The following is a 21,907-nucleotide window of genomic DNA, read 5'->3' as shown; positions in this document are numbered from 1 at the left end:
TCAGACCAGGGCGTCGAGGCCGAGTTTGCCGGCGAGGCGGTCGATGTAGGCCAGGACCTCGTCCTCGGTCCGGTCCGGGGTGCCGTAGACGAGTTCGTGGACGCCGAGCTCGCGGTAGGCGTCGATCTTCTCGTGATCCGGTTTCCCGTCGAGGACGACGATGTAGGGCTCGCCCTCCCGGCCGGCCTCGGCCCAGAGTTCCCGCAGCGTCCGTACGCTGCCGGCGATGTCCTGGGAGATCGGGGTGGTCATCCAGCCGTCGGCGCTGCGGCAGATCCACTTGAGGTTCTTCTCCGTGCCGGCCGCTCCCACGAGGGTGAGCGGGCCGGGCGTGCGGGCGGTCTTGGGCCAGGCCCAGCTGGGACCGAAGTCGACGAACTCGCCGTGGTACTCGGCCTCGTCGTGCGTCCACAGCTCCCGCATGGCCTCGAGGTACTCGCGGAGCATGGTGCGCCGACGCTGCGGCGGCACGTTGTGGTCGGCCATCTCGTCCAGATTCCAGCCGTACCCCACGCCGAGCACGGTGCGCCCGTCGGAGAGGTGGTCGACCGAGGCGATGGTCTTGGCCAGCGTGAGGGGGTCGCTCTCCACCGGGATGGACACGGCGGTCCCGAGACGGATGGTCGACGTGACCGCCGCGGCGGCGCCGAGGGCGACCCACGGGTCCAGGGTGCGGCTGTACCGCTCGTCGGGGAGCTCGGCGCCGCCGGTACCCGGGTGCGCGGCCTCGCGCCGCACCGGGATGTGCGTGTGCTCGGGAACGTAGAACGCGGAGAACCCGGCGCGCTCGGCGGCCACGGCGGCCGTGGTCGGCCGGATGCCCCGGTCACTGGTGAACAGGGTCAGTCCGAATTCCATGCGTTCTCCCTCGTGCGCTGCGTCGACCCGCCGCCCGACACCTGATCAGACAGGTGTCCAGCGGCGGTGTCGCCACAGACTAGCGCACGACGGCGGCGGGTGGGCAGACCTCGCCCGCCGCGCAATCGGCCGGATCGCCCGGCTGGGACTGCAGACGCTGCATGGTGTGGTGCGAGACATAGCGGAAGATCTCGTTGCCCGGGGTGGTGCGCGAGAGGGCGTCCGCCGCCAGCAGCATGACGGCCGCTGTCCATGTGCTCAGCTCGACCGGCCACCGCTTGCCGTCGGCGAAGACGAGTCCGGTCCAGTAGGAACCGTCGGTGTCCCGCAGGTGCTGCATGTTGGTGAACTGCGCGAGCGCCTCATCGTGTCGCCCGGCCGCCTCCAGGGCGAGCACCAGCTCGCACGTCTCGGCCCCGGTGACCCACGGCCGGTGGTCGACGCAGCGGATGCCCAGTCCGTCCACCACGAAGTCGTCCCACCGGGAGTCGAGCCGCGCCTGCGCCTGCTCCCCCACCATCACGCCGGCCAGGACCGGGTAGTACCAGTCCATGGAGAACTCGTCCTTGGGCGTGAAGAGCTCGGGGTGGGCGCGCAGCGCATGGCCCAACCGGTCGGCGGCGGCGTCCCAGTCCGGCGCGCTCCCGCCGAGCTCCTCGGCGATCGCGACGCCGCAGCGCAGCGCGTGGTGGATGCTGGACGAGCCGGTGACCAGCGCCTCCTCGCAGAAGCCCTCGGGACCGGCGCCCCACCACATCTGCCCCTCGGGCCCCTGGAACGTCAACACCAGGTCGAGTGCCCGGCGCACCGTCGGCCACATCGACTCGAGGAAGCCGGGCCTGCCGCTCACCAGGTGGTGGTGCCACACGCCCACCGCGACGTACGCGCAGAAGTTGGAGTCGACGTCGCCGTCGGCGACGTGGTCGTCCTGCCACTTCATCGGCCACGACCCGTCGCCCCGCTGGGTGTCCCGGAGGAACCCGTACGCCCTCTCGGCGGCCTCCCACTGGCCGGCGACGGACAGGCCCATCGCCGACTCCACATGATCCCAGGGGTCGGTGTGACCGCCGGTGAACCACGGGATCTCACCGCTGGGCTTCTGGACGGAGGCGAGCCACTCGCCGGTGGCGCGGACCGCGTCGGCGTCGAGGACCCCGGGCACGGTGGGGACCGGACGATGGCTGGTGACTCCGGTGTTGGGCGTCTGCACGGACGATCAGGCCTCCACGGGCTTACGCAGGTAGAACACGATGGACTTGCCCATCACCGGGTTGAGCACCTTCTCGGCGGTCCGGGTGACCCAGGGCCCCTTCATCAGGTCCCAGACGAGCAGCTTGTGGTACGCCTTCGGCAACGGGTGGTCGTCGTTCTCCGTACCCACCGCGCACTTGAGCCACCAGTACGGGGCGTGCAGCGCGTGGGCGAACCCGGTGCCGGTGACCTCCAGCCCCGCCGCGCGGAGCTTGAACCCCAACTCCTCGGCGGTGTAGATCCGGCAGTGCCCACCCGGGTTGGAGTGGTAGGCGTCGGACAGCTTCCAGCAGAGCTTCTCCGGCCACTCACGCGGCACGGTCACCGCGGCGACGCCGCCCGGCTTGAGGATCCGCACCAGTTCGGCGATGGCCTTGGTGTCCTCCGGGACGTGCTCGAGCACCTCGGAGATGAGCACCAGATCGAAGGTCGCGTCCTCGTACGGCATGTTGAGCGCGTCCCCGGTGACGGCCTCCCCCTTCGAGGTGGGCAGCCCCTCGCCCTCGGCCTCCATGGCGGCGAGCATGTCGGAGACCTGCTGCATCTCGTCGGCGTTCTGGTCGAACGCCGTGACGTCCGCGCCGCGCCGGTAGAGCTCGAAGGTGTGGCGGCCGAGGCCGGCCCCCACGTCGATGGCTCGCATACCGGGGGTGACCCCGAGACGGTCGAAATCAGCGGTCAGCATGCGGCGTCCTCCTGCTCACGGATGGTGTACTCACCGGACTCCGGGAGCACCTCGGGCACGTCGTCGGTGACGTGCTCGTCGATCTCTGTCTGATCCGGCCCGAGGACCGGCCCGGCCGTCAGGTCCGGCAGCGCGTCGCCGCGGACCCGGGCGATCGCCGCCTCGTAGACCTCGACGGTCCTGCGGGCGACGGCGGCCCAGCTGTAACGCTCCATGACCCGGGCACGGCCGCCCTGCGAGAGGCGTTGCCGCTCGGCCGGGTCGGACAGCAGCGCACTGATCTCACGGGCCAACGCGTCGACGTCTCCCGGCTCGACCAGGCGGGCCGCCGAGTCATCCGTGCCGACGACCTCCGGCAGCGCGCCGGCACGCGTCGCGACGAGCGCGCAGCCGCTGGACATGGCCTCCACCGCCGGCAGGGAGAATCCCTCGTACATACTCGGCACGACCGCGATCTCGGCGGACCCGACGAGATCGGCGAGCTCGTCGTCGTCGACCCCGGACACCAGGTCCACCGCGTCCCGCAGGCCCAGCTTGTCGAGCAGCCTGGCGGCCTCGCCCTTGCGCTTGAGCTTGGACACCAGCGTCAGACGCACGCCCGGGTGCTCCTCGCGGACCCTGGCCAGCGCGCGCAACAGGACCGGCACACCCTTGAGCGGCTGATCGGCACTGGCCACGCAGACCAGGCGGCCGGGCTCGCGCACGCGACGATGGTGGAACCGGTCGGTGTCCACGCCCAGCGGGATGGTGACGATGCGGTCCGGATCGACACCGAAGTCGGTGGCGATGTCATCGGCGGAGTTGCTGGAGACCGTGATGATCTCCTGCAGCTTGCGGGAGACCCGCATCTGCATGCCCAGGAACCCGAACCAGCGCCACGTGGTGATCTTCTTGCGCAGCGGGGCCTCCTTCATGGCCAGCGCGCGATCCCGCGTGATGGGGTGGTGCACCGTGGCCACGACGGGGAAACCCGCCTTCTCCAGGTCCAGCAGGCCGGATCCCAGGCACTGGTTGTCGTGCACCACGTCGAAGTCGTCCAGACGTTCCCGGAGTGTGCGCGCGGCCCGCATGCTGAACGTCCGCGGCTCCGGGAACCCGGCGGTCCACATGGTGACCACCTCGAGAACGTCGATGAGGTCGCGGATCTCCCGCGGGTGCGGCGTGCGGAACGGGTTCGCGTCGTTGTACAGGTCCAGACTCGGGACCTCGGTGAGCGTGGGGCCCGGGTCGAGTTCCGGGTAGGGCTGACCGGAGAACACCTCGACCGTGTGTCCGAGTGCCGCCAACTCGCGGCTGAGGTGACGGACGTAGACGCCCTGGCCCCCGCCGTGTGGCTTGCTCCGGTACGAGAGCAGCGCGATCCGCACTTCTCGATCGCCTCCTTCATGGTCGTCGGCCCGCCGTCGGCGGGTGTCGCGGGCGGCGACGGGCACATCGGGAAAGTCTAGAACACGTTCGCCCCGGTCCCACACACGGCCGGACGAACGCGCCGGACCCCCGGCGCGAGAGGCGCTCGGGGGTCCGGTGTCGGTGTTACTCCACGGTCGGTTCGTCGCCGTGGGGCCTGCTCAGTAGCCCAGGTCGTCCAGGCGGACGGAGGCGCCGGTGGCGTCCCCGAACCCGTCCTCGGGACCGTAGAAACCATCGCCGTAGTCCGGGATGGAGTACGCGGCGGCGCGGGCCTCCTCGGTGGGCTCGACCGTCGAGTTCCGGTAGCGGTTGATACCGGTACCCGCCGGGATGAGCTTACCGATGATGACGTTCTCCTTGAGGCCCACGAGCTTGTCCGACCGCTTGTTGATGGCGGCGTCGGTGAGCACGCGGGTGGTCTCCTGGAAGGAGGCTGCCGAGAGCCACGAGTCCGTGGCCAGCGAGGCCTTGGTGATGCCCATGAGGACCGGACGCGCCGAGGCCGGCGAGCCGCCCTCGGTGAGCACGCGGCGGTTCTCCGCCGTGAGCTCGGCACGCTCCACGAGCGCACCGGGCAGGAACTCGGTGCTGTTCGAGTCGTTGATCGCGACTCGACGCATCATCTGACGGACGATGACCTCGAGGTGCTTGTCGTGGATCGACACACCCTGCGCACGGTAGACCTTCTGCACCTCGTCGACGAGGAACTTCTGGACACCGTTGGGGCCGAGGATGGCCAGCACCTCGTGCGGATCGGCCGGGCCCTCGAGGAGGGCCTGCCCGCGCTCGAGGTGATCGCCGTCCGCGATCGGGCGGGAGGAGCCGTCCTCCAGCTCGATGTGGGCCAGGCCCTGGCGCTTCGACAGCTTCTCGTAGACGATCTCGTCCGCACCGTTGTCCGGCACGATCGTGATCGTGTAGAAGCGCTCCTCCTCCTCGAGACGGATCCGGCCCGCCTCCTCGGCGATCGGCGCCTTGCCCTTGGGCACGCGGGCCTCGAAGAGCTCCTGCACGCGCGGGAGACCGCCGGTGATGTCGTCACCGACGCCACCCTGGTGGAAGGTACGCATCGTCAGCTGGGTGCCCGGCTCACCGATCGACTGGGCGGCGACGATGCCGACGGCCTCGCCGATGTCCACCAGGAGACCGGTGGCCATCGAGCGGCCGTAGCAGGTCGCACAGACGCCGGTACCGGTGGTGCAGGTGAGGACCGACCGGACCTTGACCTTCTCGATGCCGGCGACGATCAGCGCCTCGATGTTCGGGTCACCGAGGTCGGTGCCCGCGGCGACGATCACGTTGCCGTCGGCGTCGAGCGCATCCTCCGCGAGCGTCCGGGCGAACGTCGAGGTCTCGACGTGCTCGTCGCGCTCGAGGGTCCCGGTCGGGCTGCCGTGGACGTCCATCACCGGGCGGGCGATGGTCGTCTCGACACCCTTCGACGTCCCACAGTCGGTCTCGCGCACGATGACGTCCTGCGAGACGTCGACGAGACGACGGGTGAGGTAACCCGAGTCGGCGGTACGCAGGGCGGTGTCGGCCAGACCCTTACGGGCGCCGTGCGTGTTCATGAAGTACTCGAGCACGGTCAGGCCCTCGCGGAACGAGGACTTGATCGGCTGCGGGATGAACTCGCCGTTCGGACGCGTCACCAGACCCTTCATGCCCGCGAGCGAGCGGATCTGGGTCATGTTGCCCGCCGCGCCCGACTTCACGATCGTCGGGATCGGGTTGGAGTCCGGGTAGTTCTCCTCCATGGCCTGACCGATCTCGTCGGTGGCCTCCTGCCAGAGCTTGACCAGGTCCGACTTGCGCTCCTCGTCGGTGATCTTGCCGAGGTCGTACTGCGACTCCAGGCGCGCGGCCTTGGCGTCGTACGAGGCGAGGATCTCCTTCTTGGCCGGCGGGACGAGCACGTCGGACATGGCGATGGTGACACCCGAGCGGGTGGCCCAGTAGAAGCCGGTGTCCTTGAGCTTGTCCACCGTCTGCGCCACGACGATCATCGGGTAGCGCTCGGCCAGGTCGTTGATGATGACGGCCTGACGCTTCTTGGGCATCTGCTCGTTGACGAACGGGTAGTCCGCCGGGAGCAGTTCGTTGAACATCACGCGACCGAGGGTGGTCACGGTCAGCCACTCCTGGCCCGGGGTCCAGCCCTCGGGGAACTGCTCCGCCTCGACGTCGGCACTGGGGCGCTGCTGCGTCAACCGCACCTGGATCGGGGCGTGGATGTCCAGCACGCCGAGGTCGACGGCCATGATGGCCTCCGACGGCGTCGAGTACACGCCCACGGCGGGGGTGTCCTCGGAGGCCGGGACGTACGAGCCGGTCGCACCCTCGTCCAGACGGGTGAGGTAGTACAGGCCGGTCACCATGTCCAGACGCGGCATGGCGAGCGGACGACCCGACGCCGGCGACAGGATGTTGTTCGAGGCGAGCATGAGGATGCGCGCCTCGGCCTGCGCCTCCGCGGATAGCGGGAGGTGCACGGCCATCTGGTCACCGTCGAAGTCGGCGTTGAAGGCCTCACACACGAGCGGGTGCAGCTGGATGGCCTTGCCCTCGACGAGCTGCGGCTCGAACGCCTGGATGCCGAGGCGGTGCAGCGTGGGCGCACGGTTGAGCATCACCGGGTGTTCGGCGATGACCTCTTCGAGCACGTCCCACACCTGGTCGCGCTGACGCTCGACCATGCGCTTGGCGGACTTGATGTTCTGCGCGTGGTTGAGGTCCACCAGACGCTTCATGACGAAGGGCTTGAACAGCTCAAGCGCCATCAGCTTGGGCAGACCACACTGGTGCAGCTGCAGCTGTGGGCCCACGACGATCACGGAACGACCGGAGTAGTCGACGCGCTTGCCGAGCAGGTTCTGACGGAACCGGCCCTGCTTGCCCTTGAGCAGATCCGAGAGCGACTTGAGCGGGCGGTTGCCCGGGCCCGTGACGGGCCGGCCACGCCGGCCGTTGTCGAACAGCGCGTCGACGGACTCCTGCAGCATCCGCTTCTCGTTGTTGACGATGATCTCGGGGGCGCCGAGATCCATCAGCCGCTTGAGGCGGTTGTTGCGGTTGATCACACGACGGTAGAGGTCGTTGAGGTCCGAGGTGGCGAAGCGGCCACCGTCGAGCTGGACCATCGGACGCAGCTCCGGTGGGATCACCGGGACGGCCCCGAGGACCATCGCGGCCGGGTGGTTGCCCGACTGCAGGAACGCGGAGACGACCTTGAGGCGCTTCAGGGCGCGGATCTTCTTCTGACCCTTGCCGTTGCGGATGATCTCCCGCAGCGACTCGGCCTCGGCGGCCAGGTCGAAGTTCAGCAGCAGCGCCTGGATCGCCTCGGCGCCCATGCCGCCCTCGAAGTACTCGCCGAAGCGGTCCTCGAGCTCGCGGTAGATGCCCTCGTCGACGATGATCTGGTTGACGTCGAGCTTGGTGAAGGTGGTCCAGATCTCGTCGAGACGGTCCAGCTCGCGCTGGGCCGACTCGCGGATCTTCTTCATCTCCTTCTCGCCGCCGTCCTTCACCTTGCGGCGCTGGTCGGCCTTGGCACCCTCGGCCTCGAGCTCGGCGAGATCGGCTTCGAGCTTCCGCGCGCGGGCCTCGATGTCGGAGTCCCGCTCGTCCTCGATGATCTTGCGCTCCTCGAGGACCTGGGCCTCGAGGGTGCTGAGCTCGTTGTGACGCAGCTCGGTGTCGACGCCGGTGATGACGTAGGCGGCGAAGTAGATGATCTTGTCGAGGTCCTTGGGCGCCAGGTCCAGCAGGTAACCCAGGCGCGACGGGACGCCCTTGAAGTACCAGATGTGGGTGACGGGCGCGGCCAGCTCGATGTGGCCCATGCGCTCGCGGCGGACCTTGGCACGGGTCACCTCGACGCCGCAGCGCTCACAGATGATCCCCTTGAAGCGCACGCGCTTGTATTTGCCGCAGTAGCACTCCCAGTCCCGGGTGGGGCCGAAGATCTTCTCGCAGAACAGGCCCTCCTTCTCCGGCTTGAGGGTGCGGTAGTTGATGGTCTCCGGCTTCTTGACCTCGCCGTAGGACCAGTTACGGATGTCCTCGGCCGTCGCGAGGCTGATGACCAGCTCGTCGAAGTAGTTGACGTCCTGCACGTAGGCGTCCTTTCCCGGGTGGGATGATGGCGGGCCCTCGCGGGGTGGGGCCGGGGGCCCGCCGTGGTGGAACTGAATTCTTCGGGTGCGGGGCGGGCGACAGGGCTGCCGCCCGCCCGCCTACTTACTGCGCCAGCTCGTCGGCCGCCGAGGACTCGTCGCGCGAGAGGTTGATCCCCAGGTTCGCGGCGGTGCGGTCGAGATCGTCGTCGTCGCCCTCACCCAGGGAGACGGCCTGGCCGTCGCTGGAGAGCACCTCCACGTTGAGGCACAGCGACTGCAGCTCCTTGAGCAGCACCTTGAAGGACTCCGGGATACCCGGCTCCGGGATGTTCTCGCCCTTGACGATCGCCTCGTAGACCTTCACGCGGCCCACGACGTCGTCGGACTTGATCGTCAGCAGCTCCTGCAGCGTGTACGCCGCGCCGTAGGCCTGCATCGCCCAGCACTCCATCTCACCGAATCGCTGGCCACCGAACTGGGCCTTACCGCCGAGCGGCTGCTGGGTGATCATCGAGTACGGACCGGTCGAACGCGCGTGGATCTTGTCATCCACGAGGTGGTGCAACTTGAGGATGTACATGTAGCCCACGGACACCGGGTACGGGAAGGGCTCGCCGGAGCGACCGTCGAAGAGGGTCGCCTTGCCGTCGGCCTGCACCATGCGCTCGCCGTCACGGTTCGGCAGGGTGCAGCCGAGCAGACCGGTGATCTCCGTGTCCGCCGCGCCGTCGAAGACGGGCGTGGCCGTGTTGGTGCCGGCCTCGACGCTGTGGATCTCCTCCGGCAGCTTGGTCGCCCAGTCGGGCAGGGAGCCGTCCGCCTCACGCGGGACCTCCCAGCCGGCCTTGGCCAACCAGCCGAGGTGGGTCTCCATGATCTGACCGATGTTCATACGACGCGGGACGCCGTGCGTGTTGAGGATGATGTCCACCGGCGTGCCGTCGGGCATGAACGGCATGTCCTCGGCGGGGAGGATCTTGCCGATGACGCCCTTGTTGCCGTGGCGACCGGCGAGCTTGTCGCCGTCCTGGATCTTGCGCTTCTGCGCGACGTAGACGCGCACCAGCTCGTTGACGCCGGGGGGCAGATCGTCGTCGTCGTCCCGCGAGAAGACGCGGACGCCGATGACCTTGCCGGACTCACCGTGGGGCACCTTGAGCGAGGTGTCGCGCACCTCGCGCGCCTTCTCACCGAAGATGGCGCGCAGCAGGCGCTCCTCCGGGGTCAGCTCGGTCTCGCCCTTCGGCGTGACCTTGCCGACGAGGACGTCACCGTCACGGACCTCGGCGCCGATGCGCACGATGCCGCGGTCGTCGAGGTCCGCCAGGACCTCGTCGGAGACGTTCGGGATGTCCCGCGTGATCTCCTCGGCGCCCAGTTTGGTGTCGCGGGCGTCGATCTCGTGCTCCTCGATGTGGATGGACGTGAGCACGTCCTCCTCCACCAGGCGCTGCGAGAGGATGATCGCGTCCTCGTAGTTGTGGCCCTCCCACGGCATGATCGCGACGAGCAGGTTCTTGCCCAGCGCCATCTCGCCGTTCTCGGTGCAGGGGCCGTCGGCCAGGACCTGGCCGACCTCGACGCGGTCACCCTCGTCGACGATCGGACGCTGGTTGGAGCAGGTGCCCTGGTTCGAGCGCGCGAACTTCGACAAGCGGTAGGTCTGACGCCCGCCGTCGTCGTCCATCACGGTGATGAAGTCGGCCGAGACCTCCTCCACCATTCCCGGGGCGGTGTTGACGACCACGTCGCCGGCGTCCACGGCCGCGCGCAGCTCCATACCGGTGCCGACGAGCGGCGCCTCGGAACGCACGAGCGGCACGGACTGCCGCTGCATGTTCGCGCCCATCAGGGCACGGTTGGCGTCATCGTGCTCGAGGAACGGGATCATCGCGGTGGCCACGGAGACCATCTGCCGCGGCGAGACGTCCATGTAGTCGACATCGCCCGGCTCGACCATCTCGACGTCACCGTGCTTCTTGCGCACGAGGATGCGGTCCTCGACGAAGCGGCCGTCGGCGTCGATCTCCGAGTTGGCCTGCGCCACGACGTAGCGGTCCTCCTCGTCGGCCGTGAGGTAGTCCACCTGATCGGTGACGACGCCCTCGAAGACGCGGCGGTACGGGGTCTCGATGAAGCCGAACGGGTTGACCCGCGCGTACACCGAGAGCGAACCGATCAGACCGATGTTCGGACCCTCGGGTGTCTCGATCGGACACATGCGGCCGTAGTGCGAGGCGTGCACGTCGCGGACCTCGAGCCCGGCGCGCTCACGCGACAGACCACCGGGGCCCAGCGCGGACAGACGACGCTTGTGGGTCAGACCCGACAACGGGTTGTTCTGGTCCATGAACTGCGACATCTGGGAGGTTCCGAAGAACTCCTTGAGCGCCGCCGTGATGGGCCGGATGTTGATGAGCGACTGCGGGGTGATCGCCTCGGAGTCCTGCGTGGTCATGCGCTCGCGGACGACACGCTCCATGCGGGACAAGCCGACGCGGACCTGGTTCTGGATGAGCTCGCCGACGGTACGCAGACGACGGTTGCCGAAGTGGTCGATGTCGTCGACCTCGACCGGCACCTCGCGGCCACCCTCCACCTGCATCGCGTCGTCGCCCGCGTGGAGGCGCACGAGGTACTCGATGGTGGCGGCGATGTCCTCGCGGGTGAGCGTCGTGGTGGCGTCACCCTCGGGGTCGGGCAGACCGAGCTTGCGGTTGACCTTGTAACGCCCGACGCGGGCCAGGTCGTAGCGCTTCTCCTTGAAGAACAGGTTCTCCAGGAGCGCCTCCGCGGACTCGCGGGTCGGCGGCTCGCCCGGGCGCAGCTTGCGGTAGATCTCGAGCAGGGCCTGGTCGGTGTCCTCGACCGTGTCCTTCTCGAGCGTGGACATCATGATCTCCGAGAAGCCGTAACGCTCCTTGATCTCGGTGGTCGTCCACCCGAGGGCCTTGAGCAGGACGGTGACCGACTGGCGACGCTTGCGGTCGATGCGGACGCCGACGGTGTCGCGCTTGTCGACGTCGAACTCGAGCCACGCGCCACGCGACGGGATGACCTTGACGGAGTGGACGTCCCTCTCCGTGGACTTGTCACGCGAGCGATCGAAGTACACGCCCGGCGACCGGACGAGCTGGGAGACGACGACCCGCTCGGTGCCGTTGATGATGAACGTGCCCTTGTCGGTCATCATGGGGAAATCACCCATGAAGACCGTCTGGGACTTGATCTCACCGGTCTCGGTGTTCTCGAACTCGGCCGTGACGAACAGGGGCGCCTCGTAGGTGCGATCCTTTTCGCGGCAGTCCTCGAGGGACGCCTTGACCTCTTCGAAGTAGGGCTCCGAGAACGAGAGCGACATCGATCCGGAGAAGTCCTCGATCGGGGAGATCTCCTTGAGGATGGACTCCAGGCCTCCCTCGAGGTTCGTGGTACCGCGCGAGGCGGCCCTCTCTTGCCACTCCTCCGAGCCGATGAACCACTCGAACGACTCCGTCTGGAGGTCGAGCAGCCCCGGCACCGGCAACGGCTCGGTGAGCTTCGCGAACGAAACCCTCCGGGGCGCACCGGGAACGGTGGAGACTGACGTGGTCTGGCGGGAGACTGCCAAGATGGGTCCTTCCAGCACCTCACGTGATCACCACGGGCGGTGACCACAGATGTATCTGCGAGCGGTCCGCCGACGGGTATCCGCCCGGATCCGCCGCGATACCGAGGGCTCGGAGAACACCCGGTGAAACCGGGAGTGAGCCGTCACGGACGGACGGGAGGGCAAATAGCAGCCAGCGCAACGACCTAATCTATCGGAAGGCGGCGACAAAGTCCAGCCTTCAACGGAGAAGACCCCGGAGGCTGGTCGCGTGCGTGGCGCGGCGTCCGTCTCTGCGCTGGTTGCCCTCGTGGCTCTCGCCTCATCGGCCCCCGGTCGGGACGTCGCACCCGGACCGTGACGCCCTCACTTGAGCGGGTCTCGTCCGATGCACCTAAAGGGTGACGGGTGAAAGCGCGTTCGTCAAGGATCCGACCCGGTCCGTTGCCGGATCGGCCTCCCCGCGGTCCCCGTCAGGAGGGCAGATCCGGGATCCGCGACAGTTTCCACACGCCATCGACCTTGTCCAGGCCGACCAGGTACGTGCCGCTGGTGCTCCCCGCGGCCGCGCCGTCCCGGGTCATCGACACGTCCTGGACCAAGAGGACCTCGGCCTTGTCGTCCTTCAGGTAGGACAGGCCGGCCTCGCGCACCTGCGCGTCGACCGTCGTGGCGGTCTGCTCGTAACTGTCGCGCAGCGCGGGCCAGTTCTGGTCGAGCTCCTCGACGAGCGGCGGGGTGAGGAACTCACCGAGGGAGTCGTGGTACTGGTCCAGCGTCTCGTGGTCGATCGCGACGAGCCTCTGGACGTTGGTCGTGGCGGCGGTGAGGACCTCGTCGGTGGCCTGCTGGTCGACGAACGCCCGGTTCTCAACCGAGATGCCCGGCTCGGTCGCGAGGAACGCCCCTGCGGCCCCGGCGACGAGGCCGACCGAGAGAGCGGTGATGGTCAGCGTCCGCGCCGTGGGACGACGACGAGCGGCACCTGCCCCCGATCGGTCGTCGTCTCCGTGATCGCGCACCTCGTCGTCGTCACGATCCCGGCCCACCCGGGACGTGGAGTCCACACGAGTGGGTCCGCCGTGGCCGGCCAGGCGTCGCCTGGCGGGCGCGGGGACAGGTTTCTGGGTCCTCTTGATGGGTGGCATCAGTTGCTCCCGATCTTCCTCATCGCCCGGCGGAGGTGGTCGGCGCCGGCGTCGGCGTCGATGTCTCCGCCTCCTCGGCCTCGGCCGTCTCGTCCTGCGCGTCCCCTGCCTCGGGCATCCGGAGTTCCTGCACCGACCGGCTGGACTGCCCGACCGGGACCGTCACTCCCACCTGGTTGACCGCGTCGGCCTTCCACTGCCCGTCCACACGGGTGAGGTCGACGCGCATGGCCTGCCGACCGGTGATGTCCTCCTGGCCCTCGCGCTCGGAGTGCGCGGTGAACACGACGAGGACCGCCGCGTCCCCGGCGTCCCGGTCCAGCGTCTCCACCGCGGCGTGGGACACCGTCGCCGTGGTGACCGCCTTCTGCTCGGTCACCCGCGTGCGCACGTCCTCGGCCCACTGTTCCTGCTCGGCGAGGAAGTCGCCCGTCGACGCCGCGGCCAGCTGGCCCAGGGAGTCGTCCACGCTGCGGTGGTCGAAGCTGAACGCGTTGATGATGACCTGGGAGGCGACGTCCGCGACGGACTCCCGCTCCTGCGCCACCTCCTGTGCCGACCGCGCCTGGAGGTACTTCGCCCCGAACACCCCCAGCGTCGCCAGGCCGGCGACGAGGATCACGACGGCCACGACCGCCAGCCACCGCGGGACCCTCCCCCCGGTGCGGGCCGCGCGCCCGGCGTCGACTCCCCCGTCCGTCTCCTGAGAACTCATGGCGGCGACGGTACCGGAACCCCCGTGTGCCGGGTCATCGCCCGGTGCCGTCGTCACCGCGGGATCAACCCCTGGAGGACGGCGAGCTGCTCGGCGGCCACGGACAGGTTGAGCTTGTCCGGGTCGATCTTGGGCTTGGTGTCCCACGGCTGCGGGACGTCGGGGTGTGCGTACTCGACCCGGTCGGCGCCGCGGACGGCCGTGGGGCTGCCGAACGGCACGGTGCACCGCGCGTCGTAGTTCGGCGGGAAGTTCTGCTCCTGCGGGTCGAAGGACGGGTCCTGCGCCTTCATCTGCTCGATGATCTCGTAGGTGCCTTCGTAACCCTGGGTACACGTGGTCGGGTTGTCCATCTCCAGGACCAGCCCGAAGTGGATCGTGCCGTCTCCCGGCGCGACGGACAGGCCACCGGCGGACAGGGCTGGCAGCAGCTGCAGCAACACCACGAACGACGGGGCGAGCGGGTCGATCGTCTTCATGGTGGTGGACAGGTTGCCCACCGCGCGGGTGAGCGGCTCGCCCGAGTTCTCCACGAGGTAGCGGGTCTCGTCGGCGAACTCCGGCGCGGTGGTGATGAGTCGTTCGAGATCCGAGTCGGAATCGCGCAGCGCCTCCGTCACGGTCCGGAGGTCCCGGGAGAAGCTGATGATCTCCCCCGACTGGTCGGCCTGGGTGTCGAGCACGGTCGCCCCGTCGCGGATCAGTGCCTGGAGCTGCGGCATCGTGCGGATGCCCTCGTCGGAGAGGCGGATCAGCGAATCCGACAGGCGCTGGAGTTGTGGGCCGCGGCCCTCGACCGCCTTGCCGAGTTCGTCGACCATCACCTCGAGGTCGTCCAACGGCACCGAGCGCGACAGCTCGTCGACGGAGGCCAGCAGGTCCTCCACCCGTACCGGGAGGGCCTCACGGCCGGCCGAGACCACGTCCCCGTCCTTCAGGTGCGGCTCGGAGTAGCTGTTGGGACGCAGGTCGACGTACTGCTCACCGATCGCCGAGCGGTTGGCGACCACGGCCACCGTGTCCGCCGGGATGTCGGGGGTGCTGGAGTCCAGGTCCAGCTCGACCCGCACGCCGTCGTCGGTGAGCGTCAACTCCCCCACTCGTCCGACGGGTGTGCCGCGATAGTTGACCGCCGCGTTGGTGAACACACCGCCGGTGTCGGGCAGGTCCAGATAGACCTTGTACTGCCCGATGCCGAACAACGACGGCAGGCGCACGTAGTTGGCGCCGACGTAGGCCACGCCGACCGCCGCGATCACGCAGAACGCGATGAGCTGGGCTCTCAGTGTCTTGCTCATCGGTATCCGGGCTCCCCTGGTTCGGGCAGGTACTTGTCGGAGAACTCCGAGGTACCCGGCGCGGGCCTGGGCTCCACGGCCCGGTCCATGATCGGTGGGATCGGTAGCAGTGGCAGGACGATGGTGGTTCTCCGGTCAGGGCCGTTGTCACCCTCCCACGGGTTCCCGGGGTCGACGTTGTACGGCCCGCGGGTGGTGATCGGCCGCAGCGGCACCGGATCACCCTGGTTCGCCCCGAGGTTGCGGAGCGTCTCGGAGATGGTCGCGTCAACCGAGAGGAACACGTTGGCCGAGCCACCGATGGTCGACCGGATCGACGAGTCGGGGAACGGGAAGGTGGGGACGAAGCCGGTGAGCTCGATGAGATCGGGCGTCGACTCTCCGAGGTACTGGAGCACCGGCCGCAGTGCGCGCAGGTCGGCGATGAGGTCCTCTCGGCTGGTCAGCAGGATGTCCGATCCCACCTCACCCAACGCGTCGATCCGGCGCAGCATCTCCACCAGCTGGGGCCGCTGCTCCTCGAGGACGGCCACGCCGGCCGGGAGCTCGTCGAGTGCGGCCTGGATCTGTTGACGTTGGTCGTTGGCCCGCGTCGTCATGAGGTTCACCCCGTCGAGCGCGGCGGTGATGCTGTCCCGCTGTCGGTTGAGCCCGGAGATGAGCTCGTCCGCGGACCGCAGGGTCTCGGTGAGCCCCTCCTCCCGGCCGTCCGTGACCTTGCGTAGCTCGGACACGATCGGCTGCAGCTGGTCGACCCCGCCTCCGTTGAGCAGGAGCGACAGGGCCCCGAGGACCTGTTCGATATCCGTCGCGGTGCGGGAGTTGGAGGTGGCGATCACGTCGCCGTCCGACAGCTGCCCGGTGGCCGGCTCGTCCTCCGGCGGGGTGAGCTGGACGAACTTCTCGCCGAGCAGGTTGGTCTGCTGGATCGAGGCCTCGGCGTTCGCCGGGAGGTCGAGATCATCGCGCAGGACGATGTCCACCTGGGCGGTCCACCCGTCCTCGGCGAGCGAGATCCCGGTGACGCGCCCGGCGTCGAGGCCGTTGACCTTGACGGTCGACTGCAGCACCAGGTCGAGCACGTCGTCGAACCGGATGGACACCTCCATGGGGGCGTCCCCCACTTCTGCGCCGCCCGGCAGGGTGTAGTCCTCCAGGTTCATGGAACACCCGGCGGCCAGCGCCGCGACGAGGGCGGCCGAACCCAGCGCACGGCCCGCGCGTCCTGCCGTGGTGAAGTGGCGGATCATCCCCGTCCCCCTTCCGAGGCGGGCGTCATGGGCCACCCGCGGTTGCCCTCGACGGTGCCGGGCACCGGGATGGACTGCTTCATCTCGCCCGCCAGGATGCCCAGGGGCAGGTCCGGGTTGGCGTCCCTCAGCTCCTGGTTCCGCTGCGGGGCCAGCGCCTCGCACGCCTGGATGTCGGCGCGCCGCAGGTTGTCGAGCTCCTGGAAGAGCTCGCTGCCCGGGTTGAGGCGACCGAGCTTCATGATCTGACAGAGGATTCCGGCCGGGTTCTGCTTCTCCGGGATGTTCGGTCGCATCGACAGGGTCCCCGACTCCGCGTCGTACGCGCTGATGAGGTTGGATAGCGCCAACGGCGCGACCTTGAGGATCTCCTCCAGGTCGTCGCGTTGGTCGGCCGTGATCTGGCTGATGGTGACCAGGCGGTCGGCGTTGCTGCGGATGACGTCCTGGTTGTCCCGTACCAGTCGCGCGACGTCGGCCAGCGCGTAGCTCAACTCGCCGAGCGCTCCCTGCAGGTCTTCGCGTTGCCCGGCGACGGTCTGGTTGAACGTCGCCATCTGGGAGTTGAACTGGCGTACCTGGGCGTCGTTCTGCGCGAGCATCGTGACGAAGGACTGCAGGTTGACCACGGTCTCGCTGATGTCCTGGCTCGAGTCCGCGAGCGTGGTGGCGGCGCCGGACAGCTCGTCGATCGACCGTCCGAGCGCGGCCCCGTTGTCCGCGAGGGTGTCGGCCGACGCGGCCACGAACCGGTCGAGTGCACCGTCCCGGTTGGCGCCGTCCGGGCCGAGGGCCTCGGTGAGGTCCTTGATCGACGCGTAGAGCTTGTCGACCTCGACGGGCGTGGCGGTGCGTTCGAGCGGGATGTGCGCTCCGGATTCCATCGTCGGTCCACCGGAGTACGCGGGCACCAGCTGGATGTTGCGATCCGGGATGACCGAGGGGGTCACCTGAACGGCCTTCGCGTCGACGGGGACCTCGACCCCGCGGGAGACGTGGAGTGTGACCTCCACCGTGTCACCCATCGGCGTCACCTCGTCCACCGAGCCCACGGTCACGCCGAGGATCCGGACGTCGGTCCCCTTGGAGATGCCCACCGCGCTCGGGAAGGTGGCGGTGATGGTGGTCCGTCCCAGCCGGGTGACGGCGAGGTAGGTGACGGCCACGATCGCGACGACGACGACGAGGAGCAGCGCGACCAGCCAGTACGGCAGCTTCTTGTGCATCATTTGATCCCACTCTGTCGAGCCGGCGTGCGGGCACCCGGGTAGAAGGGCGGTTCCGGCACGCCCGGCGGGATGAGGTTGGTGACCACGGAGTCGAACCACCGTCCGGTGCCCAGCATGTTGGCGTACAGCCGGTAGAAGGGTGCCAGGTTGTGGATGGACTTCTTCAGGTCCTCCTCGTGATCGGTGAGGATCTCGAGGGCGGAGTCGAGGCTGTCCAGGGTCGGGCCGAACTTCGCCTCGTTCTCCCCCACGAACCGCCGCAGTTCGCCGGACAGTCCGCGCGTCGAGGCCAGGACCAGCTTGAGAGTCTCGGACCGCTGGTTGAGTTCACCGAGCAGCTGACCGGTTCCGATGATGAGCCGCCGGAAGTCGTCGTTGCGCTCCGCGAGGATCGCCGAGCTGGTCCGGGTGGCCTCGAGGAGCTGGCGTAGCTCCTCGTCCCGGCTGGAGATGGTCTGGGAGAGTCGGGACACCCCGTCCACTGCGCTGCGGAACTCCTCGGGTGAGGCCTGCATGGCGTCGGTGAGGGTGTCCAGGCTCTCGGCCAGTTTTGCGTCGTCGATCGCGTCGAGGGTCTCAGCAGCGGAGGAGAACGCGGTCACGACGTCGTACGGGGCCACGGTGCGCTCGAGCGGGATCGGCTCGGACCGGTCCAGCTCGCCCGTCCCGGCCGGGCTCAGCGCGAGGTACTTCTGCCCCAGCACCGTCTTGACCTGGATGCTCGCCCGCGTGTCGTCCCCGAGCCACGCGTCCTTCGCGCGGAAGCCCACGAGCACCTTGTCGCCCTCGAGCTCCACGCCGGTCACGACGCCCACCTTCACTCCGGCGACACGTACCTCGTTGCCGTCGGCGAGGCCCGCGGCCTCGGAGAAGTACGCCTCGTACTTGGGGCCCGCGCCCACCACGGGCAGCGACTCCAGCTGGAACGACCCGAGGGTGAGCACGAGGATCACGACCACCCCGATCGCGCCGATCGTGGCGTTTCCGAACCGGGGCTCGCCCGGCCTGCGCTTGCTCACGGGATGCCCCCTTCATGGCACCGCGGTGCGACGTTGGTGTACACGGTGTGGTTGACGGTCGGCCCTCCGGACGGGAGGAGGTTGGGCACTCCGTTGCCCGGTCCGTGGACGACGTCGAGGCCGCAGAGATAGAACTGGAACCAGGAACCGAACGACCCCATCCGGATGAGGTTGTCGGTCTTGCGCGGCATGTTCTCCAGGACCTGGCTCAACTTGTCCTCGTTGTCGACGAGGTTGTCGGTGACGAGCTTGAGGTGGTCGAGGGACTCGGTGACCGCCGGGCGCGTCGCGGTGACGACGTTCTCCGCCGAGGACGTCAGGTCCGCCATCGAGTCGAGCGAACTCCCGATCGCGTCCCGTTCGCCGGCCAGCCCCTCGACGAGCTGCCGGGTGGTCACGACGAGCTGCTGGAACTGCACGTCTCTCTCGTTGATCGTCTCCAGGACCCGGGTGAGGTTGTCGATCACCTCGCCGATCACCCGGTCGCGATCGGCCAGGTGGTTGGTGAGCTGCCCCGTCTGCTGCACCAGGCTGGTCACGGTGCCGCCCTCGCCCTGCAGGACCCGCACGAGGGAGTCCGCGAGCGCGTTGACGTCCTCGGGCTGCAGGGTCGTGAACAACGGTCGGAACCCGTTGAACAGTGCCGTGAGATCGACCGCGGGGGACGTCTTCTCGATCGGGATGGTGGTGCCCTCGGGCAGGGCCGGCTGGACCGGGCCCGGCTCTCTCGAGATGTTCATGTACCGCTGGCCGATCATGTTGCGGAACCGGAGGGACAGGTGGACGTTGGCGGGCAGCGTCCGGTCGCCGGACATCGTGAAGTACACCTTGGCCTTGTCCCGGTCGTGGACCTCGAAGTCGGTCACGTGCCCCACCACCACGCCGGCGATGCGTACGTCGTCGCCCTTCTCGACCATGGTGGCGTCGGAGAAGACGGCCGAGTACTCGACGCCGTCCTCGCGGGTGCCGCCGCGGATCGTGGTGGCGAGGATCATGCTCAGGAGGCCGGTCACCACGATGAAGACGACGAGCTTGATGAACGAGGACAGCAGCCCACCTCGGAAGAGCGCCTTGAGTTTGGTGGTCATCGGAAGGCCACCTCCGTCCCGCGCAGCGCCGGGGCGCCGATCGCGCCGATCCAGCCCGGGATCTCGGCGGCGTCACGTGAGGTGGCGACGCCGTACACCGTGCGGACGGTGTCGGTCTCGACCGGCGATCCCGCGTAGGCCATGGCCATGACGTCGCGGTCCTGCCCGGCCGTCACGGTGGACGGGAACGGGAGGTTCGGCTGCTCCGGAACGGCGCGGCCCGGCGCGGCGGGAACCGATCCGCGGGTCCGTAGGGACGGCACCGGGCCGTCCAGGTCGAGGGGGTTGGGCAGGGTGGGGATGAACTGCGGGCCCGGGTTGCGCGTCGGCGGTTGGAACGACCCGTCCGCGATCGCCCCGCCCGGGGCCATGGGGAAGATGGCCGGCTCCTGGGCCGGCTCGTAGCAGCGCGGTCCGCGGGTGTCGAAGAAGCGGGGCTCATCCTGGTTCGGCACGTACCGGCCCTTCGGGTTGACCACCTCGATCGTCACCCGGATGCCCGGGTGCGGATCCCCCACACCGAGGATCGCGTCGGAGCGGTCCAGCGCGAGCATGAAGTTCTCGACCGTGCAGGGCAGGGCCGGGGAATACTCCGCCAGGTACTCCAGGGAGGTCCGCGAGTCCGCGGCCAGGGCGATGAGATCGGATCGGTTGTCCGAGAGGAAACCGGTGAGGGTCTCCGCCGACCGGGTGATGCGCTCCAGTCCGTCCGCGATGTCGGGGCGTCGCTGCACCACCGTGTCGCCGGTGGTGCGCAGCGCGTCGAGGGCGTTGATGAGATCCGGGAGTGCCTCGGAGTAGGTCTGGGAGAAGGTCGCGAGGTCGGCGAGACCGGACTCCAGGGCCGGCATCTCCTCGGTGATGCCCTCGAAGACCTGACCGATCTCCACCAGACTCGCCCCGATCTCGTCCCCGCGACCCGCCAACGCCTGGTTGAGGGCCCCGAGGGTCCCGGCCAGCTTCTGCGGCGGGACGGCTTCGAGCACGGGGAGCAGACCGTCCAGGACGCGGCCGAGTTCGGTGGCGTTGCCGCGGGTGTCCTGTTCGATCGTGCTGCCTGCCTCGAGGGTGCCTGCGGGCTGGTCGGGGAATCCGAGGTCCACGTACCGCTCGCCGAACAGTGTCTTGGGCAGCAACCGGCCACTGACGTTGGCCGGCAACTGGTCGATGAGGTCGGGATCGAATTCCAGGTTCACGCGCACCCGTTCACCGTCGGGCTCGAGGCCGGCGACCCGTCCGACGAGAACGCCGCGAGCCTTGACGTCGGCGTCGACGGGCAGCGAGTAGGCCATGTCGTCGGTGATCATGGCGACGCTGTCGGAGGAGGTGAACGCGCGGTTGTAGATCGCGATGGTGGTGCCGACGAACGCCACGACGATGACGATGAACAGCGCGGCCAGGAGTCGCGTCTTAAACGGGGACAACTCGTTCATCCGGCCACCCGCACAGTCGTGGTCGTGCCCCAGAGGGCGAGGCCGACGAAGAAGTTGAGGATGGCGACGACGACGATGGTCGTCCGCACCGCCCGGCCGACCGCGACGCCGACGCCGGCAGGCCCTCCGGTGGCGGTGAATCCGTAGTAGCAGTGGATCATCACCAGCACGAACGCGAAGATGATGACCTTGACGAACGAATAGATGACGTCTTCCGGCGGCAGGAACAGATGGAAGTAGTGGTCGAACGAGCCGGTGGACTGGCCCTGGATCATCGTGTTCACACCTCGGGTGGCGAGGTACGACGAGAGCAGACCCACCACGTAGAGCGGGATGACCGCGACGAAACCGGCGATGATGCGAGTGGTGACCAGGTAGGGCACGCTCGGGATCGCCATCACCTCGAGGGCGTCGATCTCCTCTGAGATCCGCATCGCGCCGAGCTGGGCGGTGAAGCCACACCCGACGGTGGCGGACAACGCGAGCGACGCCACGAGGGGCGCGACCTCGCGGGTGTTGACGTACGCCGACAGGAACCCGGTCAGGACCGAGCTACCGATCTGATCAAGCGCCGCGTACCCCTGTAGTCCGACGACGACGCCGGTGAACCCGCTCATCATGACGATGACGCCGATCGTGCCGCCGAGAACGGCGAGCACGCCCACCCCGAAGGTCACCTCGGCGATGAGCCGCAGGACCTCCTTGCGGTAGTGCACGACGGTCTGTGGGATCCACCGGATGGCCCGGAGGTGGAAGGCGAGCTGGTCGCCGAGTGAATCGAACGAGGCGATGGGGCCACGGACCATCGCCCTC

General features: G+C 68.6%; 15 protein-coding genes. All 15 read right to left on the bottom strand.

The window, feature by feature from the left end; all coding sequences use genetic code 11:
• On the bottom strand, positions 1–858 hold the full coding sequence (locus AC3DEV_RS02265; protein ID WP_067716785.1) for an LLM class F420-dependent oxidoreductase: 858 nt from the start codon (positions 856–858) through the stop codon (positions 1–3).
• A 79-nt stretch (positions 859–937) separates the two neighbouring features.
• The gene (locus tag AC3DEV_RS02260; RefSeq protein ID WP_488371173.1) at positions 938–2,068 is read right to left on the bottom strand and encodes a glucosidase family protein; all 1,131 of its coding nucleotides are present in this window, start codon (positions 2,066–2,068) and stop codon (positions 938–940) included.
• 6 nt (positions 2,069–2,074) lie between these two features.
• Positions 2,075–2,794: a class I SAM-dependent methyltransferase gene (locus AC3DEV_RS02255; RefSeq protein ID WP_259820891.1), complete on the bottom strand. Its 720-nt coding sequence runs from the start codon at positions 2,792–2,794 to the stop codon at positions 2,075–2,077.
• Positions 2,788–4,161: a glycosyltransferase family 4 protein gene (locus AC3DEV_RS02250; protein WP_067716793.1), complete on the bottom strand. Its 1,374-nt coding sequence runs from the start codon at positions 4,159–4,161 to the stop codon at positions 2,788–2,790. The genes AC3DEV_RS02255 and AC3DEV_RS02250 overlap by 7 nt, the downstream gene beginning before the upstream one ends.
• A gap of 201 nt (positions 4,162–4,362) precedes the next feature.
• A complete protein-coding gene (locus AC3DEV_RS02245) occupies positions 4,363–8,322 on the bottom strand; it encodes a DNA-directed RNA polymerase subunit beta' (RefSeq protein ID WP_488371172.1) in 3,960 nt (1,319 codons plus the stop codon).
• 124 nt (positions 8,323–8,446) lie between these two features.
• Positions 8,447–11,953, bottom strand: coding sequence for a DNA-directed RNA polymerase subunit beta (gene rpoB, locus AC3DEV_RS02240; RefSeq protein ID WP_488371171.1), 3,507 nt, complete (start codon positions 11,951–11,953; stop codon positions 8,447–8,449).
• A 434-nt stretch (positions 11,954–12,387) separates the two neighbouring features.
• Positions 12,388–12,981, bottom strand: coding sequence for a hypothetical protein (locus AC3DEV_RS02235; protein ID WP_488371170.1), 594 nt, complete (start codon positions 12,979–12,981; stop codon positions 12,388–12,390).
• Positions 12,982–13,081: 100 nt separating this feature from the next.
• Positions 13,082–13,777, bottom strand: a complete 696-nt coding sequence (locus AC3DEV_RS02230) for a hypothetical protein (protein WP_488371169.1) — start codon at positions 13,775–13,777, stop codon at positions 13,082–13,084.
• A gap of 53 nt (positions 13,778–13,830) precedes the next feature.
• Positions 13,831–15,075 (bottom strand): MCE family protein, encoded by a 1,245-nt coding sequence (locus tag AC3DEV_RS02225; RefSeq protein WP_488371168.1) that lies wholly within the window; start codon positions 15,073–15,075, stop codon positions 13,831–13,833.
• Positions 15,072–16,325, bottom strand: a complete 1,254-nt coding sequence (locus AC3DEV_RS02220; RefSeq protein ID WP_488371167.1) for an MCE family protein — start codon at positions 16,323–16,325, stop codon at positions 15,072–15,074. The genes AC3DEV_RS02225 and AC3DEV_RS02220 overlap by 4 nt, the downstream gene beginning before the upstream one ends.
• Entirely contained in the window at positions 16,322–17,551 is a 1,230-nt protein-coding gene (locus AC3DEV_RS02215; protein ID WP_396119751.1) for an MCE family protein, read from the bottom strand. Before AC3DEV_RS02215 ends, AC3DEV_RS02220 begins: the two co-directional genes overlap by 4 nt.
• Complete coding sequence (locus AC3DEV_RS02210; protein WP_488371166.1) at positions 17,551–18,573, bottom strand: MCE family protein; 1,023 nt, start codon at positions 18,571–18,573, stop codon at positions 17,551–17,553. Before AC3DEV_RS02210 ends, AC3DEV_RS02215 begins: the two co-directional genes overlap by 1 nt.
• Positions 18,570–19,661 (bottom strand): MCE family protein, encoded by a 1,092-nt coding sequence (locus tag AC3DEV_RS02205; RefSeq protein WP_488371165.1) that lies wholly within the window; start codon positions 19,659–19,661, stop codon positions 18,570–18,572. The genes AC3DEV_RS02210 and AC3DEV_RS02205 overlap by 4 nt, the downstream gene beginning before the upstream one ends.
• A complete protein-coding gene (locus AC3DEV_RS02200; protein ID WP_260488498.1) occupies positions 19,658–21,094 on the bottom strand; it encodes an MCE family protein in 1,437 nt (478 codons plus the stop codon). The genes AC3DEV_RS02205 and AC3DEV_RS02200 overlap by 4 nt, the downstream gene beginning before the upstream one ends.
• Positions 21,091–21,900 carry an MlaE family ABC transporter permease gene (locus tag AC3DEV_RS02195; RefSeq protein ID WP_260489172.1) on the bottom strand — a complete coding sequence of 270 codons (810 nt, stop codon included), beginning with the start codon at positions 21,898–21,900 and terminating at the stop codon, positions 21,091–21,093. The genes AC3DEV_RS02200 and AC3DEV_RS02195 overlap by 4 nt, the downstream gene beginning before the upstream one ends.
• Positions 21,901–21,907 lie beyond the last annotated feature (7 nt).

The sequence above is a fragment of the Dietzia sp. IBK-p2-15D genome, from assembly GCF_057773105.1.
This window is presented reverse-complemented; position numbering and strand designations above follow the sequence as displayed.